Below are 12,563 nucleotides of genomic sequence, written 5' to 3'. Positions count from 1 at the left end.
GCTGACAGCATGAAAAATTGAAAATGAGCCGTTTTCCGCGCGCATGCCGCCTCGTGGTAAGGGCACCCCCTCGGGAGTACCTTTTGAATTATGCGTAAAATTAATCAATCTAATGAGTTTAAGGTTTCTTTGGTGGCGGGAGCGACTTAGAATTACTTGCACGTTTGGGCTGATACCCTTTAATATTTACATCACCATCACTTAGTTGTTTGTCTAGCTGCTCTCTGAATTGAAACGGGCTCTTAAAGCCTTGGCAAGCCATGGTTTCCTCCATTTACTTTTTCATGCCGTAGTGGCTTTTCACCAACGACGTAATGCTCACTTTGTTTTGTGTTGCGACCAAGATCTATTTGCATTCTTATTGCTTCTTCATAAGTTGCATCACGCCAATCAGTCAAGGTTTTGATATCATTACTTGGGCTATCAATGGGATATCGTGAGCGCCGTATATCCACCTCTACTTGTAAGACAGGGAGGCCAGTCAGACTCTGGCGCCTGAACTTAAAGCGACCGGTCAACCCTATTTCACGGTTTCTATATATCGGTAATGGCATCGACAACTCCTATAGTCACTTGTAACGATGTGGTATTGTTGGATAATTAATTGAGCAATCTATCAACTATCATCTGCTGCTCTTTGATATCAGAATCAATGGATGCTCTTTGCTTTTCTATTTCAGATGGTAACTCTTTATCACCAAGCATTGTGATTGCGTTCTTTATTAAATGAAGAGCAATGAGTTTGAGCACCTCATTGAATCCCTTCGATTCATAGTGATAAACTGACTGCCTTGGCTGTGAGTTACTCATAATGACCACCCTGACTTAGCAGATTGCACATCTTGTGATAGTCGTTCGATTTGCTTTCCCATATTAAGTATCGTCTGTTCAAGCTGTCTTATTCGTTCAGCATCGCTTTCTGATACCGTATCGGATGGATTGTAAGAATTGTTAGCTAATGGGTATGAATCAGAAAGCCAATCAGTCGAACCACACTTAGTACAAATATGCTTAAACCTAGGTGGGGATGTGAGTTGAATATCATTACATCCCCTGTCTCTAGCCATTAAACCTTCTTTGCAGTTATCACACTGATATTCAGTAATAGTTGTTATTAATCTCACTACTTTTGGTTTAAGTTCCATACAATTGCCTCAAACAAAAAACCACCAGCGGCTAACTGATGGCTATTTAGAATATTATTCTAGATGAATTTATATAACTCCGCGGTACCGAGTGACCACCAGCATTCAAAACATATATAAAACTCTATCAATGCTACTCAATGAATAGCATTTGTAGAATTAAATAAAATTATGTCTCTCCATAAGTCACGCCGCTTCTTCTCCGGTTGCTGACGTTTCAACCCAATGAGTCTACCCAAACTTGGATTCGTTGTTTTTGATTCTCAGTGTGCGCTATCAAGTGAGAGGTTGGTCACAGCTAACACATGAGACAGCGACAACGCCGCGCTTCGCTCGCAATTATTCTAGTTGCAGGACGCCATGTTCGGTTGAACCTGAGTAGGCCACTAGACCTTCATAAACAACGTCATCACCATCAAAGACTTTGCCTACTTCAATAGTGTAGGACGGTTATCCCTCTTCCTGTGCAAACTCATGAAGGGACTTGATTTGTTCTGGTGTTAATACAATTTTTTCTGACATGAAAATTACCTTTTATAAAAAATAGACCAATAAAAGATTAGCTATTATTAGCCTAACTTCGCACGGACAAGGCAGTCTTTAGCTTCAAGTAACTTACGAAGCCCTGCTGACTTCTCGTCACCATCAGGTAGCTGTTCATCCATCTGCTTAGCTAGATCACCAATCGGCTTACTAACCTCTTGCAGATGAGCTGGTAGATGTTGGTATTCAAAATATTTCATAATTGGGTTAGACATTTAAACCTCGCTATTTAAGTCGTTGTGTTTCAATTTCGCCTATTTTTTCAAGCTGATCGTTAGCTTTTTCTATCGCTGCAAGCAGTAGTCTGTTCCACAATACAGACGCTTCTGGCGATAGCGTTTTACCATCACTATCAGGCGGTAGTGGAGGCACCACTAAATTAGTTAGCGTGGCTGGAATTGGCACGCATTGCGCGGGAACGTAATTCGTTTGTGTACTCGAACAAGCCATCAGCAACAGGCTGAGGCACAAGAGCATCACAATAAAACTCTTTTTGGAGTATTGTTTTATATTCAATGACTTTCTCCTGAGCCTTTGCATCGGCTTGAATACCATTGCGGTGTGCTGAAGTTGCTATGAGATTAAAGCTATTAAACTGCAGTGACTGTTTAGCAATGACTTCACTTTGCCTGACGTTATCTTGCTTGAGATTGTCATTATCTTTTTTTACTGAAACGTTGCTGTCATAAAGCGTTGTAGCCCACCAGCTCACAGCAAATAGCGCCAAAAATAACCAGAATGAATTATCTATTTTCATAAGTTCACCTGCTTACCTCGGTAGTGATCTAGGGCTTTTTGGCATCGCTTTTCTAAACTTACCTTGTCAGTACTGCAGGTATCGTCTCTGAGTACATATACGCCAGTTGAAATAAAGAAGGCGTACCCGAGAAAGAAGAAGAATAAGCCGAGTCGAACTTTCCAAGGCATACTGCATTTTCTATCTCTCTGCGTGTTATTAGGCCTTTCCACTCTTTACCCCCTGCATAAGTCCAGCGTTTTAATTCATTGCAAGCACCAGCGATATCGCCTGCATTCAGTTTCTTTAGCATCGTAGAACGTGCAAAAGCACCTGTGCCCACGTTGTAAGCAAAGGAATAAATAGCGGCTCGGGTGTTATCGTCGATATCAACTTTGATTAGAGGGTCTACGCCCCTTCTGACTTTGCTGAGGTCTTTTTCAAGCAAAGCTAAACATTCTGCTTCTGTATAGGTTTTGGTGGGGATAATGTCAGCGCCTGTGTGCCCAAAACAAACCGTAGTGACATTCACAACATCTTTATAAGGTTTAGTTTCCATGCCCTCAAAATAAGCAATCATGCTTACAGTCAAAGCAACTAAGCCACCAGCGGCAGCCTTTTTTATTTTATTTGGTATCTTTGGCATGAGCCGCCTCTTTGCGTTTATCTTCTTTTCGCTTGAAATATAAATTTGTCAAAAATGTAGCTACACCTAAAAGCAGGCTTCCCAACACCCCAATCGCTGCCCACTGCTCAGATGAGAAACCATCTAACAATTGTTTTAGCCAATAGAATGTTGAACCCGTAGAGGCAGCATAGGAGGCGCCAGTTGTTAATTTGTCCATACGCATATACCACCCCCTACGGAGTGCCCGAAATTAAAAGTTTGTGGGGATTTCTGTTTTTTCGCCCTCATTTGAGGGGATAAAAGAAGAAGTGATTGCTTATAGCTACACTCTCGCAGTAGCCTCGCTCATGCCCTTGAGTTCGTTACCCCAGTTCGTCTCTGCTCCCCGTTGGATCTAACCAGTGCATAATTGGCGGTCATGCTTCGTCACCGGTGCTTCTTTTCTTATTAACCCTAACCAGATACAAAGCTGGCTCTCTACTTTGGAGACTCGGGAGTTGGTTATTACCCAACTATTGCTACCTTCTTTTGGCTGCACGGTCTACCCGCTTTATAACTTCATGTTATTTATTTCCTCTTTAGTTTGCTCAAATCGCTCAGTTTCAAGCTCTACCCCGATAACACGACGATTAAGTTTTAATGCGGCTTTTATTGTGGCGCCAGAGCCCATAAAGAAATCAGCAACAATATCACCCTCTCGGCTACTGCTATTGATAATGTGTTCCATCATCGCTGAAGGTTTTTCGCAAGGATGTTTGCCGGGGTAATATTGAACGGGGGGATATACCCATACATCTGTATAAGGAACATCTACTGTTACAGTAAACGGACGCCTTAATAGTTGGTATTGCTGAGACAATTCATGATATTCACGATTTAGTAACTTTTGTTCGCTAACTAAATCAGCGTGCTGGCGGCCTAATGGATTGTCGCTGAACTGTTTTACCGCTACTCGGTTAAATAGCTCTTGTAGCTTCAAGTAGTCTGATTCGTTCGGTAATTGCCATTGACTATAGCCAAACCAATGAGAAGCCATTTGCTTTCCAGTGGCTTGATGTATTTCCTTGGCTGTTATACCTAATGAATCTCTTGCTTGCTTAAAATATTCAATCAATGGCCTCAGCGTGTTTTCTTTCAATTCTCTGCGCCGCTGAAGATAACCACTGCTTTTCCCCTTGTATGGGCTTTGATAGTGTTCAGCAAACAAGACTCGCTCTGTCGCAGGGAAATAACTTCTCAGGCTTTCTTTGTTTTGTCGTCGCCATGGCCCAGATGGTTTAGCCCATATGATGTGATTTAAAAGATTAAACCGCTCACGAACCAATATTTCAGTATCAGCCGCCAGCTTTGAACCACAAAACATATATAAGCTACCGTTTGGCTTCAGAACACGCCAAAATTCCGCAAGCATTTCATCAAGCCACGATAAATATACAGTGACGTTTTCCCACTGATTATCCCAACTACAGCTTTTAACTTGAAAATAAGGTGGGTCAGTTGCAATTAGGTCAATACAATTATCGGGAAGTGTCTTTATATAACTGAGTGAATCATCATTAACCAAATTTATACCGCTTGATATTACAGTGCTTTTCATAGATCAGGAGAACCTTTTTTGATAAGCTCACCTAGCTTTACGCGTATAAGCGGTGGGCCTTGGTTTGTCCGTGATCCGTTTCAGTACGGGCGAATGGCTGGGAAGGTGCTACCAACACCCACCAGCCGCCCATTTTCACAGTTGGATATTTTGAAATGTGTTTTCTTTGATGTTTTCTTTAACTAACCCAGCCATTGCTAACTGAGTTAATATTAACTGGCAGCGTGGCTGTGTTAGCCCCGTGACTTGTGAAACCTCACCCGCCGTAACAGCCTCAGTATATGGGGTAGCCTCAAAAATAATTTTAGCTTCTTGCGTTATATCACTCTGTTTTACCATGATATTTTAAACCTTTGGTCAGTTATTGTGCATAACTACACATGTAACTCTGACCAAATGGAACAGCAAGTCTTATATTTATTTAAGGCATAAAAAAACCCCGCATCGCGAGGTTATATACAACTTGGGCAACATACCAAATTAGCGTTAAATATGGCCTATTTTGTTCATTTTTGCAAGTTATAGTACTTATTTTTGGATATTTGACTATTTCGTGTTCGCCCCATGGATAACAAAGCCTGCTTGTCTAACTCATAGCAAATATTTAAAAGGTCATTCCAATATACTTCATAGTTCATTTTCCAGTTATTACGCTCAACACCCACCAGCCGCGCTAGGTCAGTTTGTAAGTAATCACGCCCAGTACAAACCTGAACTGATAACCAAACCAATGACCTCAATCTCTCTTTGACCTTTTTGGTTATTTTCTTCCCTTTATGCTGCTTTTCAAATTCAGACCATATGTGAACACTAATATTAACCTGATGGTCAAATTTTAAACTATGTCCATAACAATACTTTATCCATGAGCGCTGCTCCTCACTTAATGCATTGATAGCCCTACGCCACGAACACAGTAAAAAATCTTCATGGTCTATCATTGGCTTTGGAGTTCGGCGACAGCGTGTTTCCAACACATAAACTGGATCCGTATCACGGCAAACAAGACGACCATTTAATTCTAAGTCTTTCTTTCTAATTCTTGGGGTTGTCCTAGTATCTGTTAGCCCAAAATCTTCAAATGCTTCTAGTTGCCCCTTAGTTGCAACTCTTAAATTTGATGTAGCTACCCATGCCATATCGCTTAAATATTCCAAGTCATGCGCATAAATTGGCATATAAAACCCTCCACTGCGTTCCGCACAACGCATTAACCAAAAACACCCAGTGCCGCTGAACGGTCTAGGAATCGAAATAAAAAATATAATTGGCTTCCGTGTTCGCTTTCCCACCCATTTGGATCTTTATGTAACTCGCTGTGGTGAATGCGACACAATGGAATAGTGAACAAATCATGGGCCTTAGTGCCCATTCCACCTTGGCCGTGACCGATTAGGTGATGAGCATCGTCCGATGTAGCGCCACAAACACAACATGGCTGCGATTTAACCCACTGCAGGTAGTCATTATTAGTCCAGCGTTGTAATTTAGGCTTCAACATCAAACTGGCTGGTGGCTCGGGGATGATGGTTAAATTTAATACAGGTTTTGATACCCGTTCATCACTCACCACGTCGCTGAGGTATTGGTCAGAAAGAGAGATAAGGCCTGATGGTTTATGCTTTAGCTCCTCAGGTAAGGTCATGAGCAACATTCTTCCACTGAATGTATTTAAATGTGCTCCTGGTCTAAATATCACCGCACTAAGCTCAGGGATTATTATTGGAGTTAATATCCATTGGTGGCTCATGATATTTTCTCCACCGTTGCGTTAAGGGGCTTTATCTCAATTTCAAATCGACCACCCTTTACGACTTCATGCCATTCAATGACAGCACGTCTAACCTGAACGTCATCACTCCAAACCCCAGCATGTGTTAATGCATCGAAGGGGGCTTTCAAGTAATTATCAATATCCATTCGACGCTTTGACGGTGGGTACATCCTCACAGTGACAGATACATGCTTAGTGATTGCCTTTGGTCTTTTACGCAGTTGTTCATAGATTGCTGCAGCTGCATTTGCCCGAAATGCACGCCCCTTTGCACTAATTAACGTTTTGCCGTTAATGTTCCGCCAGCAAGCATTAACACTAGGTGGAAATGGGAGTATTAAAGTAATTGAAGAATTCATTTTGATACCACCTCATTCCAAATTCTTACCGCTTCTGTCCTATCATTTATTGCAGGGCTTTTTTTCCCGCAGCTATGACAATAAACATAAAACCAAGTGCGGTATTCGAGGGTAAGAACATGCAGATCTTCACTGCCGCATTTGCACTGATGAATTTCATCCACGACTGCCTCCCGATTTCTTTTTCAGTAACATGGGAATGCAGATATAAATAGCAAAGGGAATAATTAGATAAACCATGAATGAAGCTACTAGAAAGCTGACAGGTAAATAAATCAATTCAAATCCCACAGCGGCCCATCCTGAAATCATAGTTATTAAAAACAGTAATCTAGTATTCATGAAATAACCGATAATCACGCTCTCACCTCCGCCAGCAACTGATCTAATTGCTTTAGTGATTGGTTTCCCATATCGCCTATGTAAGCCTTTTCGACAACTTTAATGCCACACTCGAATCGAGGCTCAGGCTCACACTTCTTGATTTCGTCCACTTTTTTAGGCTCAGCTGGTGGCTGCGCTTTAAGCTTTTCTGCCCTCTTTGGTTTTTCCTTCTCCTCTAACTTTGTCTCCCACACTGCCTTTAGCTTTGTAATTGCATGGGGATCGATGCTGTATTGCTTTGACCTCTGCTTAGTTTTCCCTGCAGGGAAATTGCCGACATATTTTATGCAGCCAATTTTTTCCAGCATTTCAAAAGTTCGGTGTGCAGCGGATGGTGAATAACTAGCAACATTTTTTAGGATCGCTGCATTTATTGTTTTAAATTCGCGTCCAATCCTAATGACTTCAATTCCTTGCGTGTATTGGTATTCAGTTATCATTTTATGCAGCCACCCTCTTCGCTAACCACCTAACTTGCTCTATGAATATTCTGCCTCGTTCCTCTAGATCCTCACGCTTGATATAATCAAATGGTTTACCTGTCCATGACTTATCAAAAACGACAATAGCGCCAGCAAAGAATGCCCCCGTTGGCTTCTGTTTATCATCTGATGGGTTAAACCACGCAGGGAGCTCAAACCCAATACGACCGCGAATGAAGCAAACATGATCTGCATTTTCTGGCCACCAGCTTTCACTTGTTGCCGCCTTCAGAAGAAAAACATAGCGACCGCCTTTCTCTCTCATTGCAAAGGCGCGGTTCATTATGTGGCCAACACCCGTTATAGCCTGTTTTTCGTGATATGAACTGCGTGAATATGGTGGATTACCAAATGCAGCACCGCCAACTTCTTTTAGCTTTTCCGACCAGTCTTGAGTTAAAGCATTATCTTCTGCAGTGTAGAAGTTAGGTGCCTTAGTGTTTTTACCGTCAGTAAATAAATCGAGTTTGAATAGCCCATATATAGAGCTGATACCCCAGTACAATTCATCGGGTGTACACCACTGATCTCCAATTTCATTAAGCTTATGTCGTGGTTTAGCTTTAAGCGCCTCGAGGCTTTGAATGTATTTATTCATCAGATAGCACCTCGCTGCTGGTGGGATTTAACATACTCGCGCATATGCTTATAACGCTGCTGAACTTGAAAATGGTCAGTATGATGATTTAAGTGGCGAAACTTCCTGCAGGTAACTAAATCACGGCGGGATTGATTCCATCTGTTGCGGAGCTTGCGAATAGTGCGCCATTTACGTAGCTGTTTGAACATGGCAATCATGCCTAGCACGTCAACGTCATAGATTGTTTTAGTTTCACTACGCATCATGCTGTCACCTCTCTAGCTGCTAGCTCTGCTGCTTGTTGCCAAATGCCTACCCACGCCTTGCGGCCTACAAAATCCGACATGTTACGAACACCCTGTTTGCCCGCTAATTCAGCTGCGATTTCCTCAATGCGGTTTTTTGGGGTTAGCCTTGAACCAATGATCCGTGTGTAAGCGTTGTCACGTTCTACGGGGTCTACACTCACTTTTTGTCCACTGGCAAATTTAACAATGACCTTTTCCCATTGCTCGCGGAGCTTGGAGGGGCACAGAATGACTGAATGCCAGAAATCATCGAGGGTAATGCGCTTGTAGAGTTGGCAAATTTCCTTGTGGCTGCGCCCGTCAATTTCACGCATCAGTCGAACTGTATTCGCCCATTCAGTGAAGTTAGGCTTGTCAGGCTCACCAATACCACGCTCTTTGAATAGCCATTGCTTCCGCTCAAATAGCCATTGGGCGCACTCTAGGTCTTTTTCCGTTCCCCATTTTTTGAAGTTAGCGCTGTAAATCACCGCCTCTGGGTAACGATTTAAAAAATCAATTTTTGACTGGTCGCTGGATTCGTTAGAATTCTGCGACGAAGAGTTTGTTACTGATGGATCTTGTTTTGAAGTTACTGACGGATCGCCCCCAGATTCTGACGGGTCAAAACGGTTATTTTTGCTTGATTCTGACGGGACAGATTTTGATGCAACAGAATTTGATGCGTCAGGATTTGACGTGTCAGAAACTGGCGGTTGAGAAAGTGCAGCCATTGCCGCTGAAGCTAATTTATCAACATTTAATTGATAGATATTGCTCGCGTTTCGGTTACCTTTACGGCGCTTTTCGCTTGATAACCAACCGGCTTTTTCTAAGTTTTTAATAGCGGTACGTACCGTGCTTTCACCCGCACCTATTTGCCGGGCAATTGTCGGTACCGATGGCCAACAAACACCATCATCATTTGAAAAGTCAGCGAGACGGGCCATTATCGCAACAGAGGTTATTTTTAAACCTGCACTTGCGCAGCCATCCCATACATAACTTGATAGTTTTACGCTCATGCTGCTACCTACTTAACTTCTGTGTAATCACGTTGAAATAACCAGAGCGGAACAAAGCACCGATGTGGATAATTGCCCCACATGAAGATGACCCGTTTTTGGTACGGATCCCACTCAATGACTTTAACGACGATGCCGCGCCTATCTCGGAAGTAACGGTTAAGGTTTTTATGTTTGTCATTTGGCATCACCTTTACCCTTGGAATTGAAATCAACGATGACATTTAAATTACCCACAGCCCATTCAACATATCTGCGGTTTACGGGGATCCACTGGTTCTGTACCATAAGCTCATACTGCAAATGAGAACTTCCATCTGAACTCGCTGAACTTCGTAGTTGCACTGGAATGGAATTATTTGATAAGCTACTCATGCTAATTACTCCACACAAAAGTTGTTAGCAACCGACGCCTCGGACCGCATATCTGAGGCGTCAACCTTTTCAGGGCGACAGAATACGCGGTAAACCAATGACGCATGTTCTTGTAGTTTTGCACTAGCCAGATATAACCTTTCTTCAATTTTCTCCCGTTCTGACTCATCAACCTCGCCATCAGCGATAGATTCCTTGATGCATTCGCAGTACTCGCCGATAGCGGACAATGCTTCCATTAAGCGGTTGTTAATATCATCGTTATCGATATCACCAATATCCGGTTGTGGAACAAAAATACCGCCTGATGCTTTAGCAACTGCATTAGCTATAAAGTGATTACCGCTTGCCTGCTGTAGCACCATTGCCCACCCAAACGGGAATAACTGATCACCATCAGTACGCAGCCGATTAAATAGTGATTGGGTTGTTACCCCTGATGGGTTATCAGTATCTTTTTTACCTAACCATTCAGGTGCTTCATCATAGCCACCGGGTAATGATGAGATTGTTTTTCTGATTGCAGCCACCAGCCATGCCGGTTGTTTTTCTGCTTGCCAATTTTGTTTCATCCCACATCTCCTATAAATTTGCTGTGGTTACATGAAAATTACAGTTCTGGTTTAATCTTTCCGTAAATTAACTAGCGACTACTGATTGCGTACCTCGCAAATATGACCAGTCGATATCCGGGCGAAGATCCTCGCAACGAACAGCGCCTAAGGTTGCCTTTTCTATTTCAGGGCATCGTCTTGCAGGTATTTGGCGAGATCCATTGATCCACTGGTTTACCGTTGGAGGCGAAATACCCAGACGTTTAGCCATTTCGGCTTGTCCACCAACGTGGCTACATGCTGTTTTTATTGCGGTTATAGCTCTTGCTTGGTTCATTATTTAGTTACCTCTGACCTATGTTGAAATATAAATGTTAGGCTAAGCCTAACATTAAATCAATAGGAATTGCCTACACAATATAAAGATAAGATAATTAGGCTATGCTTAATGGTAAAGATTTAGGCCGAGCGATAGAGCAGGCAATCAATAAGAAACTGGCATCTAGATCGGTCAAATCAAAGACTGAGATAGCTCGACACTTTAATGTTAAGCTCCCTTCTATTTATGATTGGATAAAAAAGGGTTCAATTTCAAAGGATAAACTCCCTGAATTATGGAGTTACTTTTCCGATGTAGTGGGGCCTGAGCATTGGGGCTTAAAAGAATTACACACCCCGTTAAAGAATGCGGAGCCAAACGGCACACAAAATGAGCAGCAATTTGATGACCTCATTCATGCCTACACTTCTGCCTCTGCGGAAAGAAAAGAAATTATAAACTTCCTTTTGCTGCTAAATAGCACTAGCGAACCATCTTGGGTTAACAGTGATACCAGAGCGTATATTACAACTTTAGAGCGACAAGTCTCTGAATGGTTAAGCAACAAAGAGAATAACGACAAACCCAAAAAACGCCCGGCTTAAATTAATTTGGTCTGATGGCCGTTGGTTAGGCTAGGTAATACCTAAAATCTCATCCATTTGATTATTAACTAAAAAAATAATCATAGTCTAATCACATCAAAAATATTAGGCATAGCCTATTGACTTATGATTAGGCTGTGCCTAGTGTTATTCACATCAGCAATACAGATACTGAATTTTAAATGTGTGGGGTATCGTCGGAAGGAGTATCCCGAGGAAGATCACCAGCGAGCCAAGCCATTACAGACTCAAACTTTGTAAGCTTAGTATCGTCGGTTAATCCCAAGTGAATAGCGGCTCGTTTATGCGCGGGATTGTACAAGGCACCAAAAGCAAATACGTCACTTTGTAGTAGATTGCCTAATTTTTGGTGAATTTCTTCTTCGGTGAGTTTTGGCGCATCATGCATTAACGCTAGGTACTGCTTAGCCCTGTCGTTTGATGCATCAGATTGCTTGCCAAACTGGCAAAAAATTTGAATTGCAGATAGCGCAGAAATAAACGCACCTATGATGAACATGTTAGAGAAAGAGGCCATAACAGAACCACCAAGGATAAATAGTGCGATTGATATAAGTTTATCAATCCTACCTGAGATAACACTTTGCATTTCGTTTAGGTAGTAAGAGCTAGTAATTGTAAAGATTGGGTCTTGGTAGTTCATGGTAATACCTCTTTATTTTTGGGGTGGCTTTGGTGCCGGTGCTGGCTTCCTAGGCACTTGACCATCCGGTTTATGAGCCGGAGCGGGTCTTCTAGGTAGCTGCTTTTCTTCGTAAGTTGACATTAATGTTCACCTTATTTGTTGTATGGGTACATTGATATTAACCTAAATTTTGTTGTATGGGTACAGCAAAACCACAGCCGCCTGATGTGGCTAAATAATCAGGCAACCTTATTAACTGTGTGGAGTGTTTAGTATGGGAATGCTTATTTTAACCCGTCGAGTCGGTGAAACTTTAATGATTGGTGATGATATTAAAGTCACTGTTTTGGGTCTGAATGGTAACCAAGTGCGGATTGGTATTGAAGCCCCAAAAGATGTTGCTGTACATCGTGAAGAAATTTATCAGCGAATCTTAGCTGAAAATAGTATTGCCACTGCTAGTGATTGACCCTTGTAGTTTTTGGCGGTGTTGTGCCGCCCTTTTTCATAATACATAAGGCCAC

The 12,563-nt window shown here is 42.2% G+C and carries 24 protein-coding genes; 2 read left to right on the top strand and 22 right to left on the bottom strand.

Features of this window, described 5'->3' with window-relative positions; translation table 11 throughout:
* Positions 1–242 precede the first annotated feature (242 nt).
* From PR809_RS05305 to PR809_RS05200, 21 genes are all read right to left on the bottom strand, one after another.
* Complete coding sequence (locus PR809_RS05305; protein WP_272524473.1) at positions 243–554, bottom strand: hypothetical protein; 312 nt, start codon at positions 552–554, stop codon at positions 243–245.
* A gap of 46 nt (positions 555–600) precedes the next feature.
* Positions 601–810, bottom strand: a complete 210-nt coding sequence (locus PR809_RS05300) for a hypothetical protein (protein ID WP_272524472.1) — start codon at positions 808–810, stop codon at positions 601–603.
* Complete coding sequence (locus tag PR809_RS05295; protein WP_272524471.1) at positions 807–1,067, bottom strand: hypothetical protein; 261 nt, start codon at positions 1,065–1,067, stop codon at positions 807–809. The genes PR809_RS05300 and PR809_RS05295 overlap by 4 nt, the downstream gene beginning before the upstream one ends.
* Before the next feature lie 647 nt (positions 1,068–1,714).
* The gene (locus tag PR809_RS05285; RefSeq protein WP_238564168.1) at positions 1,715–1,903 is read right to left on the bottom strand and encodes a hypothetical protein; all 189 of its coding nucleotides are present in this window, start codon (positions 1,901–1,903) and stop codon (positions 1,715–1,717) included.
* A 10-nt stretch (positions 1,904–1,913) separates the two neighbouring features.
* Positions 1,914–2,093: a hypothetical protein gene (locus tag PR809_RS05280; protein WP_238564169.1), complete on the bottom strand. Its 180-nt coding sequence runs from the start codon at positions 2,091–2,093 to the stop codon at positions 1,914–1,916.
* Complete coding sequence (locus tag PR809_RS05275) at positions 2,068–2,445, bottom strand: hypothetical protein (protein ID WP_272524470.1); 378 nt, start codon at positions 2,443–2,445, stop codon at positions 2,068–2,070. Before PR809_RS05275 ends, PR809_RS05280 begins: the two co-directional genes overlap by 26 nt.
* Positions 2,446–2,503: 58 nt before the next feature.
* On the bottom strand, positions 2,504–3,070 hold the full coding sequence (locus PR809_RS05270; RefSeq protein ID WP_272524469.1) for a lysozyme: 567 nt from the start codon (positions 3,068–3,070) through the stop codon (positions 2,504–2,506).
* On the bottom strand, positions 3,051–3,275 hold the full coding sequence (locus tag PR809_RS05265; RefSeq protein ID WP_004911666.1) for a class II holin family protein: 225 nt from the start codon (positions 3,273–3,275) through the stop codon (positions 3,051–3,053). Before PR809_RS05265 ends, PR809_RS05270 begins: the two co-directional genes overlap by 20 nt.
* A 327-nt stretch (positions 3,276–3,602) precedes the next feature.
* Complete coding sequence (locus tag PR809_RS05260; protein ID WP_272524468.1) at positions 3,603–4,649, bottom strand: DNA-methyltransferase; 1,047 nt, start codon at positions 4,647–4,649, stop codon at positions 3,603–3,605.
* A gap of 135 nt (positions 4,650–4,784) precedes the next feature.
* Positions 4,785–4,988 carry a TrmB family transcriptional regulator gene (locus tag PR809_RS05255; protein WP_110592023.1) on the bottom strand — a complete coding sequence of 68 codons (204 nt, stop codon included), beginning with the start codon at positions 4,986–4,988 and terminating at the stop codon, positions 4,785–4,787.
* A 167-nt stretch (positions 4,989–5,155) separates the two neighbouring features.
* Positions 5,156–5,827, bottom strand: a complete 672-nt coding sequence (locus PR809_RS05250; protein WP_211889051.1) for a bacteriophage antitermination protein Q — start codon at positions 5,825–5,827, stop codon at positions 5,156–5,158.
* Positions 5,828–5,859: 32 nt separating this feature from the next.
* On the bottom strand, positions 5,860–6,294 hold the full coding sequence (locus PR809_RS20075) for a DUF968 domain-containing protein (protein WP_442959983.1): 435 nt from the start codon (positions 6,292–6,294) through the stop codon (positions 5,860–5,862).
* A 101-nt stretch (positions 6,295–6,395) separates the two neighbouring features.
* Complete coding sequence (locus PR809_RS05240) at positions 6,396–6,782, bottom strand: RusA family crossover junction endodeoxyribonuclease (RefSeq protein ID WP_206277156.1); 387 nt, start codon at positions 6,780–6,782, stop codon at positions 6,396–6,398.
* Between the two features lie 356 nt (positions 6,783–7,138).
* Positions 7,139–7,606 carry a hypothetical protein gene (locus PR809_RS05235; RefSeq protein WP_272524466.1) on the bottom strand — a complete coding sequence of 156 codons (468 nt, stop codon included), beginning with the start codon at positions 7,604–7,606 and terminating at the stop codon, positions 7,139–7,141.
* A 1-nt stretch (position 7,607) separates the two neighbouring features.
* Positions 7,608–8,246, bottom strand: a complete 639-nt coding sequence (locus tag PR809_RS05230; protein ID WP_272524465.1) for a phage N-6-adenine-methyltransferase — start codon at positions 8,244–8,246, stop codon at positions 7,608–7,610.
* Entirely contained in the window at positions 8,246–8,494 is a 249-nt protein-coding gene (locus PR809_RS05225) for a hypothetical protein (protein ID WP_272524464.1), read from the bottom strand. The genes PR809_RS05230 and PR809_RS05225 overlap by 1 nt, the downstream gene beginning before the upstream one ends.
* The gene (locus tag PR809_RS05220; RefSeq protein WP_272524463.1) at positions 8,491–9,540 is read right to left on the bottom strand and encodes a helix-turn-helix domain-containing protein; all 1,050 of its coding nucleotides are present in this window, start codon (positions 9,538–9,540) and stop codon (positions 8,491–8,493) included. The genes PR809_RS05225 and PR809_RS05220 overlap by 4 nt, the downstream gene beginning before the upstream one ends.
* Before the next feature lie 8 nt (positions 9,541–9,548).
* The gene (locus PR809_RS05215) at positions 9,549–9,728 is read right to left on the bottom strand and encodes a DUF4222 domain-containing protein (protein ID WP_272524462.1); all 180 of its coding nucleotides are present in this window, start codon (positions 9,726–9,728) and stop codon (positions 9,549–9,551) included.
* On the bottom strand, positions 9,718–9,915 hold the full coding sequence (locus PR809_RS05210) for a hypothetical protein (protein ID WP_272515963.1): 198 nt from the start codon (positions 9,913–9,915) through the stop codon (positions 9,718–9,720). The genes PR809_RS05215 and PR809_RS05210 overlap by 11 nt, the downstream gene beginning before the upstream one ends.
* Positions 9,916–9,920: 5 nt before the next feature.
* Positions 9,921–10,487, bottom strand: a complete 567-nt coding sequence (locus PR809_RS05205) for a YmfL family putative regulatory protein (RefSeq protein ID WP_112308311.1) — start codon at positions 10,485–10,487, stop codon at positions 9,921–9,923.
* A 67-nt stretch (positions 10,488–10,554) separates the two neighbouring features.
* Positions 10,555–10,806, bottom strand: a complete 252-nt coding sequence (locus PR809_RS05200) for a transcriptional regulator (RefSeq protein WP_272524461.1) — start codon at positions 10,804–10,806, stop codon at positions 10,555–10,557.
* 104 nt (positions 10,807–10,910) lie between these two features.
* On the opposite strand from PR809_RS05200, the gene racR reads away from it, so the two are divergent.
* The gene (gene racR / locus PR809_RS05195) at positions 10,911–11,393 is read left to right on the top strand and encodes a DNA-binding transcriptional repressor RacR (RefSeq protein ID WP_272515959.1); all 483 of its coding nucleotides are present in this window, start codon (positions 10,911–10,913) and stop codon (positions 11,391–11,393) included.
* A 178-nt stretch (positions 11,394–11,571) separates the two neighbouring features.
* Here racR and PR809_RS05190 read toward each other — a convergent pair whose 3' ends face one another.
* Positions 11,572–12,057 carry a hypothetical protein gene (locus PR809_RS05190; RefSeq protein WP_272524460.1) on the bottom strand — a complete coding sequence of 162 codons (486 nt, stop codon included), beginning with the start codon at positions 12,055–12,057 and terminating at the stop codon, positions 11,572–11,574.
* A 262-nt stretch (positions 12,058–12,319) separates the two neighbouring features.
* On the opposite strand from PR809_RS05190, the gene csrA reads away from it, so the two are divergent.
* Entirely contained in the window at positions 12,320–12,508 is a 189-nt protein-coding gene (gene csrA, locus PR809_RS05185; protein ID WP_071548870.1) for a carbon storage regulator CsrA, read from the top strand.
* The last annotated feature ends 55 nt before the right edge of the window (positions 12,509–12,563 follow it).

This window comes from Providencia sp. PROV201, assembly GCF_028479545.1.
Lineage (GTDB): Bacteria > Pseudomonadota > Gammaproteobacteria > Enterobacterales > Enterobacteriaceae > Providencia > Providencia huaxiensis.
This window is presented reverse-complemented; position numbering and strand designations above follow the sequence as displayed.